The sequence below is a fragment of the Methylotenera sp. L2L1 genome, from assembly GCF_000744605.1.
In the GTDB taxonomy this organism is placed as follows: domain Bacteria; phylum Pseudomonadota; class Gammaproteobacteria; order Burkholderiales; family Methylophilaceae; genus Methylotenera.
Genome location: NZ_JQMG01000001.1, coordinates 2,353,262 through 2,377,414 on the forward strand (window position 1 = coordinate 2,353,262; position 24,153 = coordinate 2,377,414).

27 protein-coding genes are annotated in these 24,153 nt (G+C 42.7%); 7 read left to right on the plus strand and 20 right to left on the minus strand.

The features are described 5' to 3' along the window. Nucleotides 1-5 precede the first annotated feature (5 nt). From flgG to flgL, 6 genes are all read left to right on the plus strand, one after another. Entirely contained in the window at nucleotides 6-788 is a 783-nt protein-coding gene (gene flgG / locus FG24_RS11140; protein ID WP_019898879.1) for a flagellar basal-body rod protein FlgG, read from the plus strand. 135 nt (nucleotides 789-923) lie between these two features. Further along, a complete protein-coding gene (locus FG24_RS11145) occupies nucleotides 924-1,706 on the plus strand; it encodes a flagellar basal body L-ring protein FlgH (RefSeq protein WP_081880978.1) in 783 nt (260 codons plus the stop codon). 7 nt (nucleotides 1,707-1,713) lie between these two features. After that, a complete protein-coding gene (locus FG24_RS11150; protein ID WP_235189768.1) occupies nucleotides 1,714-2,886 on the plus strand; it encodes a flagellar basal body P-ring protein FlgI in 1,173 nt (390 codons plus the stop codon). A 12-nt stretch (nucleotides 2,887-2,898) separates the two neighbouring features. Then, complete coding sequence (gene flgJ, locus FG24_RS11155) at nucleotides 2,899-3,882, plus strand: flagellar assembly peptidoglycan hydrolase FlgJ (RefSeq protein ID WP_051901530.1); 984 nt, start codon at nucleotides 2,899-2,901, stop codon at nucleotides 3,880-3,882. A gap of 84 nt (nucleotides 3,883-3,966) precedes the next feature. Beyond that, the gene (flgK, locus tag FG24_RS11160) at nucleotides 3,967-5,940 is read left to right on the plus strand and encodes a flagellar hook-associated protein FlgK (RefSeq protein WP_036303457.1); all 1,974 of its coding nucleotides are present in this window, start codon (nucleotides 3,967-3,969) and stop codon (nucleotides 5,938-5,940) included. Nucleotides 5,941-5,960: 20 nt separating this feature from the next. Next, the gene (gene flgL, locus FG24_RS11165) at nucleotides 5,961-6,872 is read left to right on the plus strand and encodes a flagellar hook-associated protein FlgL (RefSeq protein ID WP_036303458.1); all 912 of its coding nucleotides are present in this window, start codon (nucleotides 5,961-5,963) and stop codon (nucleotides 6,870-6,872) included. A 144-nt stretch (nucleotides 6,873-7,016) separates the two neighbouring features. On the opposite strand, the gene fliR is transcribed toward flgL, so the two are convergent. The 13 genes from fliR to fliF form a co-directional block, all read right to left on the minus strand. Beyond that, nucleotides 7,017-7,808 carry a flagellar biosynthetic protein FliR gene (fliR, locus tag FG24_RS11170; RefSeq protein ID WP_036303459.1) on the minus strand — a complete coding sequence of 264 codons (792 nt, stop codon included), beginning with the start codon at nucleotides 7,806-7,808 and terminating at the stop codon, nucleotides 7,017-7,019. A 31-nt stretch (nucleotides 7,809-7,839) separates the two neighbouring features. Beyond that, complete coding sequence (gene fliQ, locus FG24_RS11175; RefSeq protein WP_036303460.1) at nucleotides 7,840-8,109, minus strand: flagellar biosynthesis protein FliQ; 270 nt, start codon at nucleotides 8,107-8,109, stop codon at nucleotides 7,840-7,842. Between the two features lie 40 nt (nucleotides 8,110-8,149). Further along, complete coding sequence (fliP, locus tag FG24_RS11180) at nucleotides 8,150-8,905, minus strand: flagellar type III secretion system pore protein FliP (RefSeq protein ID WP_036303461.1); 756 nt, start codon at nucleotides 8,903-8,905, stop codon at nucleotides 8,150-8,152. Next, nucleotides 8,898-9,362: a flagellar biosynthetic protein FliO gene (fliO, locus tag FG24_RS11185; protein WP_036303462.1), complete on the minus strand. Its 465-nt coding sequence runs from the start codon at nucleotides 9,360-9,362 to the stop codon at nucleotides 8,898-8,900. The genes fliP and fliO overlap by 8 nt, the downstream gene beginning before the upstream one ends. Before the next feature lie 42 nt (nucleotides 9,363-9,404). Beyond that, complete coding sequence (gene fliN / locus FG24_RS11190) at nucleotides 9,405-9,878, minus strand: flagellar motor switch protein FliN (RefSeq protein WP_036303463.1); 474 nt, start codon at nucleotides 9,876-9,878, stop codon at nucleotides 9,405-9,407. Continuing rightward, nucleotides 9,868-10,872, minus strand: coding sequence for a flagellar motor switch protein FliM (gene fliM / locus FG24_RS11195; protein WP_036303464.1), 1,005 nt, complete (start codon nucleotides 10,870-10,872; stop codon nucleotides 9,868-9,870). Before fliM ends, fliN begins: the two co-directional genes overlap by 11 nt. 14 nt (nucleotides 10,873-10,886) lie before the next feature. Beyond that, a complete protein-coding gene (gene fliL, locus FG24_RS11200; RefSeq protein WP_036303465.1) occupies nucleotides 10,887-11,378 on the minus strand; it encodes a flagellar basal body-associated protein FliL in 492 nt (163 codons plus the stop codon). Between the two features lie 179 nt (nucleotides 11,379-11,557). Then, the gene (locus FG24_RS11205) at nucleotides 11,558-12,874 is read right to left on the minus strand and encodes a flagellar hook-length control protein FliK (protein ID WP_036303466.1); all 1,317 of its coding nucleotides are present in this window, start codon (nucleotides 12,872-12,874) and stop codon (nucleotides 11,558-11,560) included. Between the two features lie 96 nt (nucleotides 12,875-12,970). Next, nucleotides 12,971-13,417 (minus strand): flagellar export protein FliJ, encoded by a 447-nt coding sequence (fliJ, locus tag FG24_RS11210; RefSeq protein ID WP_036303468.1) that lies wholly within the window; start codon nucleotides 13,415-13,417, stop codon nucleotides 12,971-12,973. A gap of 43 nt (nucleotides 13,418-13,460) precedes the next feature. Continuing rightward, complete coding sequence (gene fliI, locus FG24_RS11215) at nucleotides 13,461-14,909, minus strand: flagellar protein export ATPase FliI (RefSeq protein ID WP_051901531.1); 1,449 nt, start codon at nucleotides 14,907-14,909, stop codon at nucleotides 13,461-13,463. Further along, nucleotides 14,906-15,580 carry a FliH/SctL family protein gene (locus FG24_RS11220; protein ID WP_036303469.1) on the minus strand — a complete coding sequence of 225 codons (675 nt, stop codon included), beginning with the start codon at nucleotides 15,578-15,580 and terminating at the stop codon, nucleotides 14,906-14,908. The genes fliI and FG24_RS11220 overlap by 4 nt, the downstream gene beginning before the upstream one ends. An 11-nt stretch (nucleotides 15,581-15,591) precedes the next feature. After that, the gene (gene fliG / locus FG24_RS11225; RefSeq protein WP_036303470.1) at nucleotides 15,592-16,590 is read right to left on the minus strand and encodes a flagellar motor switch protein FliG; all 999 of its coding nucleotides are present in this window, start codon (nucleotides 16,588-16,590) and stop codon (nucleotides 15,592-15,594) included. 5 nt (nucleotides 16,591-16,595) lie between these two features. Then, nucleotides 16,596-18,236: a flagellar basal-body MS-ring/collar protein FliF gene (gene fliF / locus FG24_RS11230; protein WP_036303472.1), complete on the minus strand. Its 1,641-nt coding sequence runs from the start codon at nucleotides 18,234-18,236 to the stop codon at nucleotides 16,596-16,598. 203 nt (nucleotides 18,237-18,439) lie between these two features. On the opposite strand from fliF, the gene fliE reads away from it, so the two are divergent. After that, nucleotides 18,440-18,796, plus strand: a complete 357-nt coding sequence (gene fliE / locus FG24_RS11235) for a flagellar hook-basal body complex protein FliE (RefSeq protein WP_036303473.1) — start codon at nucleotides 18,440-18,442, stop codon at nucleotides 18,794-18,796. Here the strand turns inward: fliE and FG24_RS11240 are convergent. From FG24_RS11240 to FG24_RS11270, 7 genes are all read right to left on the minus strand, one after another. Continuing rightward, entirely contained in the window at nucleotides 18,793-19,152 is a 360-nt protein-coding gene (locus tag FG24_RS11240) for an EscU/YscU/HrcU family type III secretion system export apparatus switch protein (protein ID WP_235189769.1), read from the minus strand. The genes fliE and FG24_RS11240 overlap by 4 nt on opposite strands. Next, the gene (locus FG24_RS11245; protein ID WP_036303474.1) at nucleotides 19,145-20,113 is read right to left on the minus strand and encodes a flagellar hook-length control protein FliK; all 969 of its coding nucleotides are present in this window, start codon (nucleotides 20,111-20,113) and stop codon (nucleotides 19,145-19,147) included. The genes FG24_RS11240 and FG24_RS11245 overlap by 8 nt, the downstream gene beginning before the upstream one ends. 12 nt (nucleotides 20,114-20,125) lie before the next feature. Continuing rightward, nucleotides 20,126-20,449 (minus strand): flagellar protein FliT, encoded by a 324-nt coding sequence (locus tag FG24_RS11250; protein WP_036303475.1) that lies wholly within the window; start codon nucleotides 20,447-20,449, stop codon nucleotides 20,126-20,128. Between the two features lie 16 nt (nucleotides 20,450-20,465). Next, nucleotides 20,466-20,945 (minus strand): flagellar export chaperone FliS, encoded by a 480-nt coding sequence (gene fliS, locus FG24_RS11255; protein ID WP_036303476.1) that lies wholly within the window; start codon nucleotides 20,943-20,945, stop codon nucleotides 20,466-20,468. A 21-nt stretch (nucleotides 20,946-20,966) separates the two neighbouring features. Further along, nucleotides 20,967-22,652 carry a flagellar filament capping protein FliD gene (gene fliD, locus FG24_RS11260; protein ID WP_036303478.1) on the minus strand — a complete coding sequence of 562 codons (1,686 nt, stop codon included), beginning with the start codon at nucleotides 22,650-22,652 and terminating at the stop codon, nucleotides 20,967-20,969. Between the two features lie 148 nt (nucleotides 22,653-22,800). Further along, nucleotides 22,801-23,184, minus strand: a complete 384-nt coding sequence (locus tag FG24_RS11265) for a flagellar protein FlaG (protein WP_036303479.1) — start codon at nucleotides 23,182-23,184, stop codon at nucleotides 22,801-22,803. Between the two features lie 70 nt (nucleotides 23,185-23,254). Then, entirely contained in the window at nucleotides 23,255-24,052 is a 798-nt protein-coding gene (locus FG24_RS11270) for a flagellin (protein ID WP_036303480.1), read from the minus strand. Between the last annotated feature and the right edge of the window lie 101 nt (nucleotides 24,053-24,153).

The window sequence follows — 24,153 nt, forward strand, 5'->3', positions numbered from 1 at the left end:
GTAAAATGATACGCTCACTATGGATATCGAAAACTGGTCTAGACGCTCAGCAGACGCAAATGGACGTGATTTCAAACAACTTAGCTAACGTTAGTACAAGTGGCTTCAAAAGATCACGTGCTGTGTTTGAAGACCTGCTATACCAAACGATTAGACAGCCAGGTGCACAGACATCCCAACAAACGCAGTTACCTTCAGGCCTGCAATTAGGTACCGGTGTTAGACCAGTTGCAACCGAGCGTATTTTCACTCAAGGTAACTTACAGCAAACCGGCAATGATAAAGATGTTGCTATCCAAGGCGCTGGTTTCTTCCAGATTTTACTGCCTGATGGCACTACTGCTTACACGCGTGACGGCGCATTTCAAGTGGACTTTCAAGGCCAACTGGTGACTTCAAGCGGCTTTTCTGTTCAGCCGCCAATCACAATACCGACCAATGCACAAAGCCTTACTGTAGGTCGCGATGGTACAGTATCTGTCACGCTAGCCGGCTCAACAGCTGTGACACAAATTGGCCAGCTGCAACTATCGACTTTTATTAATCCGGCCGGTCTACAAGCTAACGGTGAAAATCTATATGTTGAAACCGCTGCGTCTGGTACAGCCAACGCAAATACGCCTGGCACCAACGGCGCAGGTTTGCTCACTCAAGGTTACGTGGAAACTTCAAACGTTAATGTCGTGGAAGAGCTGGTGAATATGATTCAAACACAGCGTGCTTACGAAATTAATAGTAAAGCGATTACAACATCCGACCAAATGTTGCAAAAATTAACGCAGATGTAAACTAGCATTGCTTATAAAATCAAAGCATTATCTAAAAAACCTTAAAAAATCACATTTGAACGAAAGTCTACAAAGATACTTTTTAAGGTTTTATTGTCAGAACACGTATTATTGTCAGAACACCAAGAGGCAATCATGTTGAATACCACTCAAGGTACATTGCTCAACGCTACTATCAAGCAGATAGCAAATATGAAAACATACCTAGTGCCTATAAACAACTTTTTTAGCCGCAGTATTGTCGCAATATTTGCAACTAACCTACTCTACGGCTGCGCAATCACACCAACCTCTATTGTCAACCAGCCAACAACAGCAAGAGCTCAACAGCCAAACAATGCGCAAAGTAATAATGGTGGCATTTATAGTGCTTCATCATATCGCCCGATGTTTGAAGACCGCCGCCCTCGCTTTATTGGGGATATTGTCACCATTAACATTACTGAAAACACAACAGCCACAAAGGCTAATGGAAGTTCTGCAAGTAAAGAAGGCGAAGTTGGTTTTCAAACCGATGCGAGAATTGCAGATAACATACCAATTTTTGGCGGCCTAGTATCACAATTGCCATTCGCTAAATTAGGTTCAGCCTCCGCTAGTTCTGATATTTCTTATAACGATGATGCAGCTGCTAACGCAAGAAATGTGTTTAACGGCTCTTTAACGGCAACAGTAGTTGACGTCTTACCCAATGGCAATCTAGTAGTCAGTGGTGAAAAACAAGTTGGCTTAGACAAAGGCACTGAATTCATCCGGTTTTCAGGCGTCATCAACCCTGACACTATCTCCCTAGGCAACACAGTACCATCTACCAAAGTAGCTGATGCTAGAATAGAATATAGAACCAACAGCAAAATTGATGGTGCTGCGATTGCGTCAATATTCGCTCGCTTCTTCTTAAGCATGAGCCCATGGTAGAAATCATATGGCAAAATTATTCAACATGAATGCTCTAACAATACAGGCAGAACGCTTTCAGCATACTGTTAGGCGCTTAACATTAGCTTGTTCACTTATCGCTGTTTCTATAATTTGCGCCACCTCTACCACTTTTGCCCATGCAGAGCGTTTGAAAGACCTTGCTTCGATTCAAGGCGTACGCTCTAACCAGCTAATCGGCTACGGTCTAGTTGTTGGCTTGGATGGCACAGGCGACCAAACCGTACAAACACCGTTTACCGTACAAAGTATTATCAGCATGATGCAGCAAATGGGTGTCACCTTACCGCCAGGCACGTCGTTACAACTTAAGAACGTAGCTGCTGTGATAGTCACTAGCAGCTTACCAGCCTTTGCACAACCTGGGCAAAATCTAGATATCACAGTCTCTTCTATGGGTAATGCCAAAAGCCTTAGAGGCGGAACATTACTCATGACTCCACTTAAAGGTGCTGATGGTCAAGTGTATGCAATGGCACAAGGCAGCCTAGTAGTAGGCGGCGTGGGGGCATCGGCCAACGGCTCACAAACACAAGTCAACCACTTAAGTGTAGGCAGAATTACCGCTGGCGCTACGGTTGAACGTGCTGTTCCTTCAAACATCAGTGAGAACAGCATTTTCAATCTAGAGCTAAAAGACTCGGACTTCTCTACTGCATCATTAGTGGTAGATGCTGTTAATCGCAAATTTGGTCAAAATACTGCACTTGCGCAAAATGGCCGTGTGATTCAAATCAACCCGCCCAGCAACTATAGTCGCGTTGCATTTCTAGCAGCACTAGAAAGCTTAAATGTAGCACCGGCAGCCAGTTATGCAAAAGTGATTGTCAATGCCCGCACTGGCTCTGTTGTAATGAACCAAACAGTAACCCTTGAAAGCTGCGCAGTTTCACATGGCAACTTAACTGTCACCATCAACACAGACCCTGTGATAAGCCAGCCAGGTGCGTTATCCAGTGGACAAACTGTCGCAACCGCACGTTCTGAAATCGACATTAATAAAGAACCAGGTCAAGTGGTTAAACTAGATGGTGGTGCCAATCTATCCGACGTAGTAAAAGCACTCAATGCAATTGGTGCAACACCTCAAGACTTGCTCGCTATCTTACAAGCAATGAAAGCTGCTGGTTCACTCCGCGCTGAACTAGAAGTCATTTAATGACAAGCAACCATGACAAACAATATTAATAACAATAATAACAGCATCACCAATAGAGCAGATCTATCAGGTAATCTCGCTTTTGATGCAAATAGCCTAAACAACCTTAAACAAGCAGCAAAAGAAAACTCACCAGAAGCAATCAAAGGTGTTGCCAAGCAGTTTGAAGCTATTTTCATGAATATGATGCTTAAAAGCATGCGCGAAGCAACCCCGCAAGATGGCCTATTAGATAACGACCAAAGCCGTACCTTTATTAGCATGTTAGATCAACAACTGACTAACAATCTCGCCTCAAAGGGGCTGGGCTTAGCGGATGTATTAGCACGCCAGCTGAGCAAAAATGGCTATGGTGCAAATCAATCACTTGAAGACGTAGTGAGTGACTCATCCGACTTAAAAGATAAACAATCCTTAAATGAAAATCTAATTGGCAATCCATTTTTAAATCAAGCCAGAGTAGCATTACAACAAAATTCAGCTAATTTAAATCAAGTCGTTAAAAATCTTTCTGACTTTAAACCACTTAATGAAAGCACTAGTGCCGAAAGCTTTCAAAAGAAGATGGCGCATCATGCGGAAGCAGCAAGCCGCGCTACGGGCATCCCTGCCCACTTAATGCTTGGTCAAGCTGCGTTAGAAAGTGGATGGGGTAAACGTGAACTAAAAAGTACCGATGGCACACCAAGCAATAACCTGTTTGGTATTAAAGCAACAGGTAACTGGAGCGGCAAAGTCATCGAAGCGGTGACCACAGAATATGTAAATGGTATCAAACAAAAACGGATTGAAAAATTCCGTGCATATGATAACTATGCCGATTCATTTAAAGATTTCGCAAATTTGATGCGAAATAACACGCGTTATGAAAATGTCATGGCTAATTTAGATAATGTGCAAGGTTATGCAAAGGCCATGCAAAAAGCTGGATATGCCACAGACCCTAACTATGCAGAAAAACTCACTAATGTTATTAAAAAAGTGTCATCATCATAAATAAGCAAACATCAATTAGCCCTAAAGTTTTAATAATTTATGCCGTCATACAATATATGAAATTAGTTAAAGTGAGTCATTACCATGTCTAGCATCTTAAACATCGGAAAAAGTGCTCTTGCTGCTGCGCAAGTTGGTATCAGCACGACTGGTCATAATATTGCAAATGCCTCAACACCCGGTTACTCAAGACAGGTTGTGGTGCAATCAGCGGCACAATCTCAAAACTTTGGGAATGGTTTCATTGGTCAAGGTACAGAAATTTCCTCAGTAACGCGGATTTTCAACGAGATATTGACTGCTCAGGCCGTACGTAGCCAAGCTAATAGTTCTGGCGTAAATACCTATCGCACACAAATGACCGCGATTGATGACATGCTATCGAATGCTACAGCTGGGCTAAATCCAGCAATGAGTGAGTTTTTTGGTGCAATTCAGGACTTAAGCGCAAACCCTAGCGACCTAGCAACTCGGCAGTCTACCTTGTCGTATGCACAATCTCTTGCCAGCCGTTTCCAAACTACCAATAATCGATTAAATGAAATTCGTGATAGTGTAAACACACAACTTACATCAAGTGTTGGCCTAGTTAACACTTATGCTAAACAAATTGCTCAACTTAACGATACTATCGAAAAAGCTATCAGTGCTAATGGCAATACTCCTAATGATTTAATGGACCAGAGAGATCAATTAGTTCTGGAGTTGAGTAAACAAATTAAAACGACTACCGTTTCTCAAGGCCAAGGTGGATACAACGTTTATGTAGGGAATGGCTTACCTGTGGTGGTAGGTAAAGAAACATTCAGCATCCTCACAACCCCTTCCCCAACAGATCCTAGCCGCTTAGAGGTTGCATACCAATCTAACAATAAAGTGACAGTATTAGGGACCAACAGCCTGCCAGGTGGCGTGATAGGTGGGTTATTGCAGTTCCGCTCAGAGTCTTTAGATAATATACAAAACCAAATTGGCCAGATAGCTGCCGTTTTGGGTGAGACTTTTAACACTCAACATGCCCAAGGCTTTGATTTAGATGGAAATCTCGGCACTGCTATATTTAGTATTCCAGATCCATTAGTTAATGCAAACGCATTTAACTCTGGCCCTAGCACAACACCAGCTAACGCAAACCCGGCAGAAGTTGCTGCAAAAATTGTCAACGCTAAAGCACTCACAACAAGCGATTACAAACTACAGTACGATGGCACGAACTACAACGTTACACGCTTGAATGACAATACAACGCAGTCTTTCAGCAGCCTACCAGTAAATGTGGATGGCTTAACAATTAGCCAAACATCAGGAACAATGCTGGCTGGTGATAATTTTTTAATTAAACCAACGCAGAATGCAGCAACAAAATTTCAGGTTTCTATTACAGATGCGAGAAAATTAGCAGTTGGCGGCAGCGCACTCAGTGGAAGCACTAATGTTGCAAACACTGGTGCTGCTACTATCAGCAGCCCAATCGCCAGTAGCACTTATGCATCTAGCCCGATATCGAGTCCTTTTAACATCACCTATAATGCAGGTGCACCAAACACGTTAACTGGCTTCATTGCTACTGAACCAGTCACGGTAACGTCAACAAATGGAACTTCTGTCACATACGCAGCAGGTGCTCCTGTCACATTTGTGAATGGTGCCACGATATCAACAGCTGGCATGAGCTTTGTAATTTCTGGAGCACCAAATAATGGTGATCAGTTTACAGTTACCCCGGGTAGCGTTACTGGTCCTAGCGATAATACAAACGGACTGTTACTAGGCGGCTTACAAAACGCAGATACCATTACTGGAAATAAAAGTTACTCTGATGCTTTTGGTCAAATGGTGAACGGCGTAGGTAATAAAACACGTGAACTCAACATTCTTAGCCTGTCAGAAGCACAAGTGCTAGAACAGATTACCGCTGCAGTTCAAGCAGAATCAGGTGTTAATCTAGACGAAGAAGCAACTAATTTAATACGCTATCAGCAAGCTTACCAAGCAGCCGGAAAGATGATGCAAATTGCGAGTCAACTATTTGATGTGCTATTACAACTAGGAAACTAGAATAGCTTAAGGAATTTATCATGCGTATCAGTACTAACACTATCTATCAGTCAGGCATTTCTAAGATATCAAACCTGCAATCAGAGCAGTTTAAATTGATGCAGCAAATATCTACTGGGCAACGCATTGCTTCGCCTTCAGATGACCCTGTCGCTTCAGCAAGAGCCTTAGAGGTTTCACATGCCAAAAGTATCAATTCAAAATTTGCTGATACGCGCCAAACTGCGCAGCTTAAACTAAACACGCTAGAATCAAACCTGACTAGCGTGACTAACATGATGATATCAGTGAAATCTGCAATGGTATCAGCAGGTAACTCTACTTACTCAGATCTAGAAAGAGGCTTTATTGCTTCAGAACTAAAAACCACACTAGACGGATTAGTAGGCTTAGCCAATACTAGAGATGCAGCGGGTAATTACTTGTATGCTGGATTCGAAACTGACACCCCACCTTTTGTTGCCAACGCTACAGGTGCAGCGTACGTAGGTGACACTAACAAGCAAATGTTGCAGGTAGACAGCCAACGACAAATGGCCGTTAATGCAACAGGAAATGAAGTGTTTCAAGCTGGTGGCAATGATATATTTGCGACTTTACAAAACTTGGTCACGCTATTGAACACTCCCTTAACACCTGCAAACCAAGCTGCATTTAGCACAGGCATCGCCACAGGACTAACGAGCATACAACAAGGCCTAGACAATATACTCACTGTGCGTGCATCTATCGGTTCTAGACTAAATGAAATAGACCAGTTAGACATATCTGGTAGCGACTTAGAATTACAATATAGTAAATCATTGTCTGAAATTCAAGACCTGGACTACGCTGCAGCCTTATCTGACTTATCAAAAAACCAAACAATTATGGAGGCTGCTCAAAAGTCATTTGTTGCAACTACCAGTTTGTCTTTGTTTAACTTTATTTAGGTTTAATTTTATTTAAATTTGCAATCTAAATATTAAATCCAAAAGACGCATATACATTGGCTATGCGTCTTTTGCGTCTGAATAGCATGGTCCGTTTTAAAACTCCGTATTGCTGTATAAAAAAACTCTAGAGTTATCGATTTGCTACTTATTATCGATATTTTTAGGTATCGCAACTTGCATCATATTATCGGTACCTTGCTCAATAAATTTCACAATTGGCTGCAACATACTAGTTAGTGACAACGCTAACACTAAAAAACCCATACTCAAAGTAATTGGAAATCCAATACCAAACAAATTAAGTTGTGGCGCTGTCCTAGTTAATATCCCTAAGGCCATATTAGTAATAAGTAAGGCACAAACTGCTGGTAGTGCCAACATTAAACCCGCGCTAAATATAGTACTACCCCACTGTGCAATTTGCATTGGATCTACACTTGCACCACCTAACGCAATTGGCATCGTAATAAAGCTATTAGCCATCGCTGTCACAATCACTAAATGACCATCCAAGCTTAAAAAAATCAACATCGCTAGCAATACCAAAAGCTGGTTCAGTGCAGTCGATTGTCCATTTGTCTGAGGATCAAAGAACTGGGCAAACCCTAAACCCATGGTCATACCAATCATTTGGCCAGCTAAGTCAACCGCAGAAAATACAAGCCTCATGCTGAAGCCAATGGCAAAACCAATGATGAGTTGCTGGATTAATATCAGTAAGCCATCAAGCGAGAAAACCTCAAATTGCGGTACTGGGGGAATAGTGGGAACGATAATAATCGTTAGCATAATGCCTAAACCTAATCGTACTCGATTAGGAATTGTCGTGTGGCTAAAAATCGGAACAATCGCTATGACTGCTAAAATACGTGTAAGTGGCCATAACAAGCTGATTACCCACGTTTGGAGAAACTCACTACTGAATGTAATCATTGTTTAAAAAGCGATTGTGATGCTAGGGGCGTTAATTAGCCATTGCCGGTATGCTTGTAAACACCAGATGCATATAGTCAACCATTGTGCTTAACATCCATGGACCAGCGAACATCAATGCAACAAACACTCCAATAAGTTTGGGAATAAATGACAGTGTTTGTTCATTAATTTGGGTGGCGGCTTGAAAAATACTCACTAACAAGCCTATCGCTAAAACTGTAAGCAGGATAGGTGCGGCAATCATTAAAGTGATTCCCATCGCATCTCTACCTAATGTCATTACACTTTCCGGCGTCATTCAGAACTCCCTACTTATATTCAATGGAATATCAGCAATACTAATAAAAGCTTTCCACAAGTGACCCAAGTATCAATTGCCATCCGTCTACTAACACAAATAACATTAATTTAAACGGTAAAGCTACGATTGCAGGCGACACCATCATCATGCCCATCGACATCAATACGCTTGCTACCACCATATCAATAATCAGAAATGGAATAAATATTGCGAACCCAATTTGGAATGCGGTTTTTAATTCACTGGTCACAAATGCTGGCACCAACACCTTGAGTGGCACCTGATCAGGACTCTCTAGTTTATCTACCTCTGCCATTTTAACAAACAAGGCCAAATCGCTTTCACGCGTTTGTTTGAGCATAAACTCTTTGAGTGGTGCCACACCTTTATCCATGGCCTCTTGCATCGTGATTTGATTTTCAGACAAGGGCTTATAAGCGTCCACATATATCTTATCAATCACAGGCGACATGACAAAAAAAGTCAGAAATAGCGCTAATCCAATCATCACCTGATTAGGCGGCACTGATTGAGTGCCTAATGCTTGGCGGAGTAATGACAGCACGATGATGATGCGTGTAAACCCAGTCATCATCAATACGACAGCAGGCAAAAATGTTAATGAAGTAAGTAATATGAGGGTTTGTAGGCTTAAGGTGTAATCCTGACCACCGCCAGCACTTGGCGTTGCATTCACCAATGGCAGACCATTCTCGGCAAACACAGAAAAGGGTAATAACACCAATCCTAAGAGAAACAAACCTTTAAAACAGACAACCCAACTTTTAACCATTTGTTTTCTCAGTAAACTTACTTGCCGAATTCTTTAATATTTTTCCAAATGATGTCGCAAGCGATTCTGCATGATGACCTGATGTTCCCATTTCATCATTAACAACCGCACCATCTTTCTCAACAACACCCATTTCTAAATTAGCAATCGCACTTACTTGCCCAGGTGCAACACCTACCACTAACCAACGCCCTGCCACTTCCAACACAACGACTCGCTCGCGCGTACCTACATTTGCGCTGCCCACAACCTTAATTGTAGACTGTTTGTAACCAACCCCTGGCAACATACGTTTAGCTAGCCATGCAACCCCTGCCATCACGCCCAACACTAACACTAATCCCAACATCATTTTAAGCAGTCCGCTGGTAGGTGAAGTTTGCACTGCCGCATCTGCAGACCATGCTGAGCTTGATATCCAATAAAAAATGGAAAGGAATAATAGTTTAAACTTCATTAGATTCAGTTGTCTCTGTGTTGGCGGTTTAAGAAAAATTAATTAACGATTAATTTTTCGTATGCGCTCCGCAGGCGTAATAATATCAGTGAGGCGGATACCAAACTTATCATTAACAACTACAACTTCGCCTTGTGCAATCAAACAACCGTTCACTAACACATCCATTGGCTCACCTGCCATACCATCGAGCTCAACAACTGACCCCTGAGCTAGTTGAAGCAAGTTCTTAATCGCAATTTTAGTACGTCCTAGTTCAACAGTAAGCTGTACTGGAATATCTAAAATGAAATCAATATCATTTTGCGTTTCGTGCAGTTTATTTTTTGCAGTAAATTCTGTGAATACTTGAGCCTTCTCAGCTTTATCAGCTTGCAAAGCGGAAGCTTGCTCATTCATCGCATCACCCCAATCGTCTGCTGCTGTCTCAGACGACGCCTGCTCTGCCATTGCAGCGCCCCAATCATCTTCAGCGATGGTTTCTATACCGCTCTCATCAACTGGATCAGTCGCCATAAGGTTCTCCTTTAATATATTCCGTAGAGTTTGATCTCAAAAGTTTTTCAACGCGCAATGCATATTGCCCATTAAACAATCCGTATTTACATTGCATGACAGGTACACCATCTACTTTAGCCTCGATGGAGTCCTCCATGCTGATTGGTATCACATCCCCAACTTTCATATTGAGCACTTCACCCAATCGCATATCAGTTGTCGCTAAATCAGCAACTATCTCAATTTGAGCAGCCTGTACTTGTTGTGTCATCAGCTTCACCCAACGCTTATCTGCACCAAGCACTTCACCCTGTAATGGCGATGTTAATAAATCTCGAATTGGCTCAACCATCGAATATGGCATGCAAAAATGAATTTCACCACTAGCAGGTCCAAGCTCTACATTAAAAGTAGTGACCACCACCACCTCATTAGGGGTGGCAATATTGGCAAACTGCGTATTCATTTCTGAACGTAGATATTCAAACTCTATTGGGTAAACAGGTTCCCATGATTTGGCATATGTCTCAAACACAATATTTAGAATACGCTGAATGATTCTTTGCTCAGTTTGCGTGAAATCTCGGCCTTCTACACGTGTGTGAAACCGTCCATCACCGCCAAACATATTATCAACAACCAAAAAGACCAAGGTTGGATCAAACACCATCAGTGCAGTGCCACGCAATGGCTTCATCTGAACAAGATTTAAATTGGTGGGCACCACTAAATTACGAATAAAATCACTGTATTTAGTAATTCGGACAGGGCCGACTGAAACTTCTACCGTTCGTCTTAAAAAATTAAACAACTCAATACGAACAAGGCGGGCAAAACGTTCATTAATAATTTCCAGCGTAGGCATGCGCCCACGCACAATACGCTCCTGCGTGGCTAAATTATAGTCACGCACACCCTCAGCTTCAGAGGCGGACTTATCCTCATCCTGATCCCCACCTACGCCTTTTAGTAGGGCATCAACTTCATCTTGTGATAAAAACTTATCAGACATAATTTAAATAGAGCTTACTGAACCACAAATGAAGTAAAAAACACACCAGAGACTTCTTGTGGCTTGGTGTTAGGAGAAAAAGGTTTTTTTACCTCTTCAATAATTTCGTTACTCAACTCTTGCTTACCCTCAACCGTAGATATCTCGGCAGCACTTTTGCTGGTTAACAATAACAATAAACGGTTTTTAACGGCTGGCATGTGTAATTTAATTGCTTCGGCCGCTTCAGGACTAGCTACTTGTAATGAAATATCTACTTGTAAGAATTTTTCATCAGGGTCTGGCTGTAAGTTTACAGTAAAGGTATCTAAAGTTAAGAAAACTGGTGCCGTTGCTGGCTCTTCTTTCTTAACTTCTTCTTTTTTGTCATGTGATTTTTGTTGTGTGAAAAACCATGCTGCACCACCGCCACCAACCGCTAATACAATGGCAGCAATGATGATAATAAGTTTTTTCTTTGATGCTGGAGCTGCTTCTTCTGATTGTTGTTTTGGATCTTGAGCCATGTACTTTTCCTTAAATTGAACTTTGGTCGCATATTATGCAATCATAGCCATATTATGGCTACATTATGCAAAAAAATTAAACCATAAGATACAGGAATAAGAGAGGGAAAAGCGCTTTAGATTGATATTTAGCCGAATACTGATGCTGGTTAGCTAAATAATTTATCAGCTAAAAAGTATTAAGCAAAAGTATCGACTAAGCCATCGGATACGCGAACACTTACTTTAGCCTGAGTGTCACGCTCTACGACTTCTGTGTTTGTTTGACTTTTTGCGCTTTGGAACACTCTATTTTGAGCGGCTTGCTGGAACTCTTGTTGCGACTGCTGACTGGTACTCACGTTCGCTTGACCCAATTGAATGCCTGACTCGCTCATTTTATCTCGCAAATTAGACATGCCACTTTCAAGCGCTTTTCTCACTTCGTCGTTATCTGAAATAAAGGTCGTGTCTGCTTGATCGTTATGTACATTAATCACTACTTTCAATGGACCCATATCTGGCGGATTTAATGTCAGTGAAGCTGATTGCTGACCAGCCCCTACCATCCATACCACTTTTTGGCTAATCGCTTGATCCCAGCCTGTTTTGCCAGGGTAAACATTAATGATATTCCCACTAGCCAACTGTTGAGAGGCAAGATTGCTATTATTTTGCACTGCGTTTACAGACGCTGTTTGTGCCGACGCTGCTTGTGCCTGAATGATATTAGATGCTGCGTCTTTAGCCGGCAAGTCTTTTGCGGCAACGTTTAGCATAGTCTTATTAAATGCCGACTCTTCTGGCGCCAATTTAGGCTCAGACCTACCAGCCAACACATCCGTCAAACCTTCATCTTGAGGCTTAGCCGTCACATCATCTGCTGTTAGCGTAGCATCAACTGCCTGCTTCGACTCGGGCTGGCCCTTCGTGATGGAGCTATTCAACGCTGCCATCAAGTTCTTTTGTGCTACTGTTGCATCAGATGTTGCTAACAGAGCATCTCCAGCCTCCGACGCTACTGATGCTTTTGAATCATTCTGCAAACTCTGTGCAGAAGCTATACCTAATGCAGCAATCAGATCGGCAATCGCAAGCCCATCACCCTCTGCTGTAGCCGCTACAGCAGCGTGAGACGCATCTTTAGCATCATCAAGTACAACCTTATTAGATAAGTCGCGCGCTGCATCTAGTTGACTATTTAAGTCTGTCAAAAAGGAATCATCACTCTGGCCATTGTTTAAGTTTTTGCTCGTTGAACTGGCTGTCTTATCAATGTCAGACTGGTCTTTCACCGATGTTTTCTGTTGTGTTTGGCTTTTTATAGGCTCAGCACTTTTCTCCTGCTTTGCTTGCGCTTGGCCTTGCTTAGCTCGAACCTGTCTATTTAGCTCTGCCTGAAAAGTTGCTTTAGCATTTTCTGTTGAAGACTTATTAGCATGCGATCCATTCTGGTTCACGACATCAGCCAAACTAGGCGCTTTTGTTTGCGATACTGGCGTTGGTAATGTTTGCATGGTAATTCACCTATTTGATAATGACTTTATTCTAAATGGGAGACTGTGTATTCAATCCTTCAAAATGAGGACTAAATCATCGTCAATTCCAAAAGTTTAACGTTTTACTCTTGTCATTCGTGTCGCAAACTCATCCATCATTTTCTGATCTCTCTTTTGCTCAACTTTAGCGGCTCGCTTGTCTGAACGAGTAATAAGCACATCATAAGAAAGCTTCTTACGCTGGCTTTCTTGCCATAATGTTCGATGCACTTTCACTTGCTGCTCAGCAAAGCTCACCACGTCTTTCTGACCTGTGATGGCATGATCAAGCTTTTTAAAAAAGTTTTGGAAGTTCTGGTAAGCCTCAGCAGTCATACCTTTAGCAAGATTTGCATTCAAATTATCCTGATAGCCTTTACGATATTCCAACAACATATCGTACTTCCCCTGCGCTTCACCCACTACTTTCATCGCTTTTGCTAGAGCTTCCGTCGCCAATTCAACTTCTTTGGCCGCTATTTCCTCTAACATTTTCAGCACACTGCTAGATTTTGTTGTCATAAGATAACCCTCTCCAATTCTCGCTTTGGTGCACTCTCTGAAGTTAGCTTAGCGGAACACCATGTAGTACCGCCTCTAAGAAATGTAGACTTTCTTCCCAATCTGAACGTTCAGCCACATCTTGCTGTAAAAATCGTTCTATTAACTCATGTTTAGAAATCGCCATATCTAACACAGCATCACTACCTGCCTCATAGGCGCCCACATTAATCAAGTCGACACTCCGTGCGTAGCGTGAATTCAGTTGCTTTAACTTACGCGCTAGCTTTTGATGATCTGGGCTAGTGATATTATGCATGGCTCGGCTGATTGATTGCTCAACATCTATCGCAGGGTAGTGTCCGCTTTCAGCCAACCCACGACTTAGTACGATATGCCCATCTAAAATAGCACGCGCCGCATCAGCAATCGGGTCTTGTTGATCATCACCTTCCGTCAACACCGTATAGAATGCAGTAATGGATCCCTCACCACGACGGCCATTGCCAGCTCGTTCAACTAGTGCAGGTAACTTGGCAAACACAGAAGGTGGATAGCCTTTGGTCGCAGGAGGCTCACCAATCGCCAACGCAATTTCACGTTGCGCCATTGCATAGCGAGTTAATGAGTCCATAATCAACAATACATTCTTGCCTTCATTACGAAAGCACTCAGCAATGGTGGTAGCATAGCTTGCACCTTGCAAGCGCATTAACGCAGGAGCATCAGCTGGCGCAGCCACAACAACCGACCGTGCGAGACCTTCAGGGCCTAGAATCTGTTCAATAAACTCCTGAACTTCTCGCCCCCGCTCTCCAATGAGTCCGACCACAATAACATCAGCAGTGGTATATCGCGCCATCATCCCAAGCAAGACACTTTTACCTACACCAGAACCTGCAAACAAGCCCATACGTTGGCCGCGACCAACAGTTAACATGCTGTTAATTGCACGCACGCCAACATCTAAGACCTCTTCTATGGGTGCTCGCATTAACGGATTCATCGGTCTTGAGTTTAATGCAGAACTTTGGCTTGGCTTGATATCACCTAAATCATCCAATGGATTACCAGCGCCATCGACAACCCTCCCAAGCAACTCAGCCCCTACGGGCAAATGACGTGCTCTATCTGTTGCGCGACGACGCGGAGGCTGTCCGTGATGCGGTTTAGGCAAGCTTTCTGCTATCTCTAACGCAAACACTTTTGCACCTGGTGTAATGCCATCTACACTACTTTGTGGCATCAGCAACATGCGCTCACCATCGAAGCCAACGACCTCAGCCTCCACTCGCCGACCTTCTGCAAGCGGCACATAGCATGCACTGCCTATTGGCAATTTGATACCGACCGCCTCCATCACTAACCCAGTAAGCTTGACAATACGCCCAGCAATCTCTAAAGGCTCAACGATGCGTAAAATTTCCTTACAATCACGAATATGATCGCGCCAACGTTGCTGGTGCACGTTTAAATGCTTACTCCCAGCAATATCTAGCACTTCGTCACTCATGGGAGTAACCAATCATTATTCTGCGCTAATGCTTCAGTAATTCTTTTCCAGCGCATCGCATTGGTAGCATCTACCTGATTTGCACCAGTCTCAACCAAGCAGCCACCACGCTCGATATTACTGTCTTCGTGTATCTGCCAATGATCATTAGCAATTTCATCAGCCATATATTCGCGTAATAGATGCATATCCTCATGATGCACGAGAATTCTGGCGGGCCTTTGAATATGTGGTAAATAATGGATGGCATCCAGCACCACAGGAAGTAAAACCTTTTTATCAACATCAAGCTTAATTTTCAGCATAGATTTCGCAATATCTAACGCCAAAGAAAGCACATCCTCAGCAATCTGCTCATCTGAGTTTTCAAGTGCACTACTAAATGCATTCATTAGCTGCAGGAGTTGGTTTTTCTCTACCTGCGCCAACTCTCGGGCCTGAGCCATTCCAGCGGCAAACCCCTCCTGCACTCCCTTACTGTAAGCATCTTTACGAGTCGCTTCAAAAACCTGCGCTATTTCTGCAGGGTTGACAGATGGTACATCCTTTTTTTTAGGCTGACTTGAGGCTGCAAGCCCTCTACTACGCTCATGACTGATGTCTGAAAATGAAGCCATTTCCCAGCGTTCGTATGCGCTCTGCTGCTCTTTAGGAATATTTGTATTAGCCATGCAGATCTGCCTTATACATATTGGTCATCGCCGCCTTTACCAGCCAATTGAATCTGCCCTTCATCTGCAAGCCTACGCACAATTTGCAATATTTGTTTCTGTTGTGCCTCAACCTCTGAAAGCTTAACAGGTCCTTTTGACTCCAAATCTTCACGCATCATCTCAGCAGCGCGAGATGACATGTTCTTGAATATCTTCTCACGCATCTCATCTGTTGTGCCCTTAAGTGCAATAATAAGCGTTTCAGATTGCACCTCTCTCAACATCACCTGAATACCTTTATCATCGATATCCATAATGTTATCGAACACAAACATCTCATCCATAATGCGCTGAGCCATGTCATCATCGTAATTCTTAAGCCCCTCTAACACCACAGCCTCTGTCTCGCTGTTCATAAAGTTCATGATGTTAGCCGCTACTTTCACGCCGCCCATCGTTTGTTTTTTGATGTTTTCATTACCGGTTAGTAGCTTCGTCATTACCTCATTCAGCTCACGTAATGCAACAGGTTTAACACCATCCAGTGTTGCAATACGCAACATCACATCTTGACGTAAACGGTCGGTAAAATGCCCAAAAATCTCCGCCACTTGGTCAGGCTCCAAATGCACTAAAATAGTCGCAATAATCTGTGGATGCTCATTTTTAATAAATTCAGCCACAGTGTGCGCATCCATCCACTTTAAGCTTTCAATACCGCTAGCATCCCTAGTTTGCAAAATACGATTAAGTAAACTAGAGGCTTTATCATCGCCAAGCGCTTTAGTAAGAACTGAACGAATATATTCATCTGAATCGAGACCCAGGTTGCTATTCATTTCAGCCTCAGTCAAGAAATCACTCACAACAGTTTCTACTTGCTCGCGACCCACAGACTTTAATGTTGCCATGGCAGCACCAAGTTTCTGCACTTCTTTAGGGCTCAGAAACTTCATGACTTCAGCCGCCTCATCCTCACCCAACGCCAGCATTAAAACTGCGCTTCTAATCACGCCTGCATCACTCATCTATATTACTCGTTTCCATTCGTCCAGTTAGCCACTACACTCGCTACCATTCTAGGGTTATCTTTCGCGATCTGCTTTGCGGTCTCTATTTTTTGCTCATAGGCTGGTTTGCTAAGGGAGACAGTACCATCCTCACTAATACTCACAACAGTATCTGGTGCCTCACTTTGATTAACATCTGCTGCTTTAGGCGCAGTTAATTTATTCAACAATGGTTTTAAGGCCTTGCGATAAATAATAAATAGTGCGACTACACCAACCAAGAAACGTAGCACATCTTTAGCATTTTCAATTACGCGAGGATTTTCCCACAATGGAATAGCTGGCAATACCTCTTCCGGCTCCCCTGCGAACGGTGTATTGACGATCGTGAGTGAATCTCCACGTTCACGACTAAAACCCATCGCCTGCATAGCAAGATCATTAATCTGCGTTTTTTCTGCAGCAGTTAAAGAGCGATAGCTAACTTTGCCTGTCTTCTTATCTATCACCGGCATATTATTAACAACCACGGCAACATTTAAACGTTTAATCCCGCCCATTGGCTGCTGTCTATAGCTCACAGTTTTATCAACCTCATAGTTGGTTGTAAGGTTTTTTTCACTATTGATTGGGGTTGGACTAGCTGTGGCCGGCCCGTTAGCATCTGTAGCACCTTCAGTTGTAATTGGCGCGGTTGCCGCTGGAGGCGGCTGATTAGAAAGTGCCCCTGGTATACCTGCAGTATCGCCATTGACTGATTGAGTTTCATTACTTTGCATACTACGAACGGCAGCAGCATCTGGCTGCTGATTCGGTTTATAAGTTTCAGCAGCCTGTTCCTGTACTGAAAAGTCTATTTCAGCACTTGCTTCTGCACGAACATTTTTTAACCCCACAATTGGGCTAATGATTGATTCAACACGTTTAACGATGCTTTGTTGAATCTCATCAACATACTTCAATTGTTCTGGGTCTAGGTTCTTTGCACCTAACTTCTTAGTGGTATCTGAAAGCAAATTACCATTCTGATCAACCACGGTAACATTGGCAGTAGGCAAATTAGGCACGCTACTAGCAACCAAATGCACGACTGCACTCACTTGCTGTGCATCCAACGTTCTACCTGGACGGAGGTTTAATAATACTGATGCTGTAGGCTTTTGTTGGTCTCTTACAAATACTGATGGTTTTGGTATTGCCAAATGAATTCTCGCCACATCGACGGCAGCGATAGATTGAATACTGCGCTCCAACTCACCTTCTAAACCACGCTGGAAATTTACTTGCTCAACAAACTGCGACACACCAAACTTTTGATTCTCTAACAACTCAAAGCCGATATTACCGCCTTTAGGCAAGCCATCTGCAGCTAACTTCAATCTAACTTGATGTACTTGTGCTGCTGGCACCATAATCGCTGTGCCACTATCAGAAAATTTATAAGGCACATTCAATTTTTCTAGTGCCGCAACAATCGCGCCACCGTCTTTATCTGAATAATTAGAAAACAGCACTCGATAGTCAGGCTGCTGGCTCCATAGCCAAAACACAACCATCACAGCCACAACCGCAGCAATACCCGCCACTAGTAGTAACTTACTCCCCATCTGAGCGAATGCGCCAGAACTACCCTCACTCACCAAGGTGGCGTCAGCTGCTGCCATTATATTTCTCCATTAAACTCTAAACACATTACTACAAATCAAGTCGGTATAACCACTAGTTAATCGACATTATGCCAATTTCATCTCACATCGAACCTAAGAATAGAATGATTTTACTCTTCTTATTTACAAGCTTGATATTTGAATTAAATGTTACATTAGCAATGAGAAATTTTAGGTTAGATATTAATAGGAGGTCAATCATGAAGGCAGGTGGTATTGATTCAAGCAGAATAGAATCTATGCTTGCGCAAATGAGGGCAGCAGCACAACGTCCACAAACAGAGGGCATCGCAAATTTAGCATCCCCTATCAACGCAGATAAAAGTACTGGGAAAATTGATTTTGCAGATGCATTAAAAGCGTCCTTAGATCAAGTTAACCAAGTACAAAAAAATGCTGAAACGCTGGGCAAGAACTTTGCGCTAGGTGACGATAGCGTCAGCTTGTCAGACGTGATGATTGCAGGACAAAAAGCAAACATATCTTTTCAAGCAACAATTCAGGTACGCAACAAACTTGTTTCTGCGTACCAAGACATTATGAGCATGCAGATTTAAGCTTTAAATAACGCCTCATCCACAGAATCGGCTTTAGCTTCTTCCAAACGGTAAAGCCAAGATAGAATTTCAGCAATTGCTTGGTAAAGTGCAGGTGGAATATGGTCATCCAAGTCCACCTGCATCAACAGCGCGACTAAATCCTTAGATTCATGCACAAAAATATCGTGCTGCTTTGCTCTAGCAATAATTTGCTCAGCAATTAAGCCACGCCCCTTTGCAACAACTCGCGGCGCATAATCACCAGTTGCATAAGTAAGCGCAATCGCCTGTTGATTAGGGTTATGCGAAATATGCGGATTTGGTGCAAGCCCTAGAATCGGACTCAACAACTTACTTTCTTCAGATTTACTCATACACTGAAATAACCAAGCCTTCCACCTGCAACCCACTGTCACTCATCGCCTGTGTTAAGCCGCGGCTTTTACTCTTAAGTGCATCTAATGTTTCACTTTGTTCTGCTCGCAAATTAATTGACACATGCCCATCAACAATCGTTAGCTTAGCAGCAACAACACCCAAATGTGGAAAAGTTAACTTTATCTCACTGACCACAGGCCTAGCGACATCTTCACGCTCACTACCCTGCTCAGCAGACTCACCATCGCGCTGCTCTAGATAGACATCCCATTCCATTTTCTGCCCCGGCCATACCTCACCGTGCCAGTTAAGACGATTCTGCTCTAATATCGCCAATTGCTGCGATGTTAATGTTGCAATCTGCGCTTGAGTTTGCTGAGCTTGATTCTGGGGCTCTTGCATGATTGCAGTCAAACTACGCCCACCTTGCAGCATTTCGCTTAAGTGAGACTCATAGAACAGCCCACTATTGGCAACAGCTTGCTTTAAACCTTGAGCAACCATTTGAGGGTCTTTGGGGCTATGAGTAACGACAGCAGCCGCTTCATATTTGCCAGAAACTCCATTTTTTTCAGCTTCTTGTAAGAGTTGTCCAATTAAACGTGCTGCCGAACTTAACTCGGCAGAATCATACGCTGGCTTTCCTGTTGGGGGCGTAAAGAAAAAAGTAGGGACCGGGCTGTCTTGCACATACCGTAGTCTGATAGACTGGCCAACAAGCGCTGTGTTACCCAACTCCATTTTCAACACAGCACTATCAACTTTAACCAAGTAAGCTTTATCGTCGACTTTTGAAACAACTTGCGCAGAATATTCACGGCCAAGTATAAATTGGGTTGCTCTGGCGTTTAACTCTTGTAATGTAGCACCAATTCCATCAACTGCAAGAACAGGTAACACCCGGCCTACTGGTACTGGACCAGGACTAATACTTAGATTGTCTGGCAGTTTAAGCATATAACGTTAAAGTTACTGACTATAAGCTTGCGTCAGCCGCCTTTCTGTTTGATTGGTGTTCATCAATGCATTTAATTTTGCCATCCAAGGTGAAATTAAATTACGAATCTCACGGTCATCAGCAAGAATGCTTTTTATGCTGGCCACCTTACGATTTAACGCATCCGTTGGCAGTGGCTGCGCATCTTCTATAGTTTTCAACGTGGCGACATGTTGCGCACAAAAAGCCTCTAGCTCTGTTAACTTTTCCCAGTCTTCCATTTTTGCTGCATGCAGCATTTGTTGCATAATCTTAGCAACAGCCTCATAAAGCTGAATAGTATTTTGATATTCCATTACCTTTAGTTCCTCACTAAATTTTAGCCTGATACGCATAGGTTTGCGTAGCATCTATCGTTTGCTGGTTATTTTTCACTTGATTCAGTACTTGAGCTGTTGCCTTATTATTATCAATAGCTTCCCATGCACCCTTCAAATCCAACAACAACTTAATCACTTCTTGCACTTGCTCTGGTTGATTACGCACATTGGCAGAAGCCAATTTACTACTCATATAAACATAAAGCGCATCTAAGCTATCAGCAATTTCACCACCTGCCTTTTTATCCAAACTCAGCCTAAGCCCGCTCTCAATAATCATAATAGCTTTTGACAGCATGGCGCCTTTTTGCTCAATATCCTTACGTTGCATACAGGCAATTGCACTATGACATGCAGCAATAGCACCATCGTAAAGCATCACTATCAGCTTAACTGGGCTCGCTGCCAATACACCAGTCTCCACACCTACTTTGGCATATCCGTTAACACCTTTTTGGTTTAGTCCAAACATAACGAGACCCTTTACTATTGATTAGCCTGCGTTAAGCGCAGCAATTTGTTGTGTGAGGAAGTTACTGGTAGAGGACATACTCGTTAACAAAACATCAAGTCTAGAGTACTGCGCTCTGTAACGACTCTCAATCACCGTCAAGCGGGCATTTAGTCGTTCTGTCTGCGTATCCAAACGCTCGATTGAGCTATTTATGCCATCTGTTCTTGCTGCCAAGATGCCATCTTCACTGAGTAGGTTTTCTAATAAAGTGCCCAGCTTAGCAGCATAACCAAGACTAAAATTAACAGTACCACGTGCACCTAGCGCACCACCCGCGACATTAACAGTTAACCCTTCACTTGCATCACCAAGCGGACCTCTTAAGGTTGTAGTACTGCCAGTAGCAGCGGCACCATTAATTGTGCCTTGTGCATTTAACAATGTTGTGCCAAGCTGCGTCACTGCAATCGCATAAGTACCTTCTTGCGTTTTAGATGTGCTACTGACAAAACTGATTTGTGGATCAGTTGCCCTAGCTGTCGCTGCAAACAAACTTGCGATATCATTGAAATTACTGCTAACCGCATTGGTGAATTTAGTGTTATCTAGGCTCAACTTCCCATCTCTCTGGAATGTCACACCAATTTGTGAGAGTGTATTTAGCGAACTGCCATTGGCAACCGCTGTATTCATGACAGATCGAATCTGGTTGATGATAGAGCGAGCTGTAGAGTCGCCCAACAAGGCGCCATTCGCCTGGCCAGTTTCATCAAACTTTGTCAGGTTACGTAATGTCGTGTCTAGTTTATTGAAGGCATCAACAAATGAAGTAACTGAAGTCTTGATAGCATCTTGATTCGTTGCTACAGATAAGCTCAATGCACTTCCAGAAGTGATACCGACTAGATTTAATGTGACGCCTTCAATTGCGTCACTAATTGAATTGCTAGATTTAACAATATCAATACCATCAATTTGTAAGATCGCATTTTTAGCTTCTTGTAATGATGTCAGATTTTTACCATTACCGGCTGTAGCCTGTGGGTCATATGCCAGCTTAGACAAACCTGTTGCGTCTACATTATTACCATCATCATCAGCTACTGAAATTTTAAGGCTATTCACCTCACCCGTATCTTTTGAGGTAATCACGATTCGATTAGTCGTACCGTCATTCACAATAGTCGCACTGACACTGCCATCAGCCGCATTAATCGCATCACGTACGCCGGCTAATGTATTATTAGAGCTATCAATGGTGATATTGAGGTCAGCTTTAGCTGAATTTGAGGTAAAAGAGCTTGGCGTAAATGGACTGGCAACTTCAGGTGTAAACGTACCAAAAGATATCGTTAAACTGCCTGTGCCAACAACATCAGAAACATTTGAAAAACCACCCACACTCAACTTCTGAGATTTAGCTAACTGACTAACACTAATGTCATAACTACCTACTGTTGCACTGCCAGTTGAGGTCGCTGTCAATACGCTTGTATTACTTGAAGTAACACTCTGTGCATTAAATTTAGATAAACTCGACAGCGCGCTGACAGAAGTTTGAAACGTAGACAATGCACTTTTCAGTGTTCCGTATGCTGAAATTTGTGATTGATAGGCTGATTTTTGTGTTGCAACTTTAGTTAGAGGAGCTTTTTCAACACTCATCAAGTTACTCACAATGGTGTTAACGTCAAGGACAGAGCCTATTCCTGAAGTTGTAGCCATAATGATTCTCCTCGTTAAAATTACTCGTTAAATGCTTGCTACTCTTTTACATACAAAACAACACAAATACATTTAATACGACAAGCATAATTTATAAACAAAAATTCATTTACTTAATAAAGCGTAAAAACAAGCCTCTTATTGCAGATTAAGCCTGTTCTCTTACTACTAGACCTTGCAGCCGGCCTAAAGTTTTAGAAAATGCCAACACTTCTTCATTTGGTATCTGTCTTAATACTTTATCGGTCGCAGTATCAACAACTTGAACAATAACGCGATCCGATTCTTCATCCATTGTAAATTGGACGGTTTGCAATGCTGGCGCAACGAGTTCGTTGAGTTTTTTCACTGCATTTGACAACGCCACTCTATCCACCTCAGCAGATTGCCTTGTTTCCGGCTTGGCGTTTTCGACTTTATCAATGGCTTTAGCACCAGCCAAGCCTGAAATAGCATTTTGGCCCCCGGCAATATTTTGCACGGCGGCCGAATTTTTTACTGCACCATAACCATCTACTGGTGTATTAAACATGATTTATCCTCCTAAAAATCCCACAGGATGATCAGTCCTGTGGGTGATAAGGGTCTTACACTTCTAAAACTTAACCTCTTAACAATGACAACACGTTGTTAGGTAGTGAGTTCGCTTGCGCTAACATCGCAGTACCTGCTTGTTGTAAGATTTGACCACGAGTCAAGTTAGCTGTTTCTGCCGCGAAGTCAGCATCCATGATGCGTGATTTAGCTGAAGATTGGTTTTCTACTGAAATTTGTAAGTTACTTACTACAGATTCAAAACGGTTTTGAATCGCACCTAATGTTGCACGGCTAGTGTTTGCAGCAGTTAATGCAGCGTCAATCGCGGTAATCGCAGCAGATGCGGCTGCAACATCAGAAACACTACCTGTAATTGTCGCTGCTGCCACTGAAGCCGTAGCAATAGTATCACCAGCATCAGCACCTACTTGGAATGTTTGAGCAGCACCGAACACAGTAGTACCGTTGAATTTAGTTGCAGTTGAAAGACGCGTAACTTCAGCAGTCAGTTGTGTAAACTCAGCATCTAAGTTTGCACGGTCTGTACTTGTGTTTGTACCGTTGATTGATTGAACAGCTAGTTCACGCATACGTTGTAATGCATCAGTTTGTTTTGACAAACCACCCTCAGCAACTTGTGCAAAAGAGATTGCGTCGTTAGCGTTACGGATCGCAACTTGTTGGCCACGTACTTGTGAGTCCATACGTGTAGCAATTGCCAAGCCAGCAGCATCATCTTTAGAGCTGTTGATACGTAAGCCTGATGACAAACGTTGTAGTGATGTATTTAATGAGCTTTGTGAAGCTGATAAGTTACGTTGTGTGTTTAGTGACGCAAGGTTTGTATTGATAACTGAAGCCATGTTAATTCTCCTAATATTTAGTTAATTACAACTACATCTTGTTGCTTTTAGCTTTGCATATTCAGTTCAATTTGCGCTGCTGTTATTTCTGTTATCGGTAA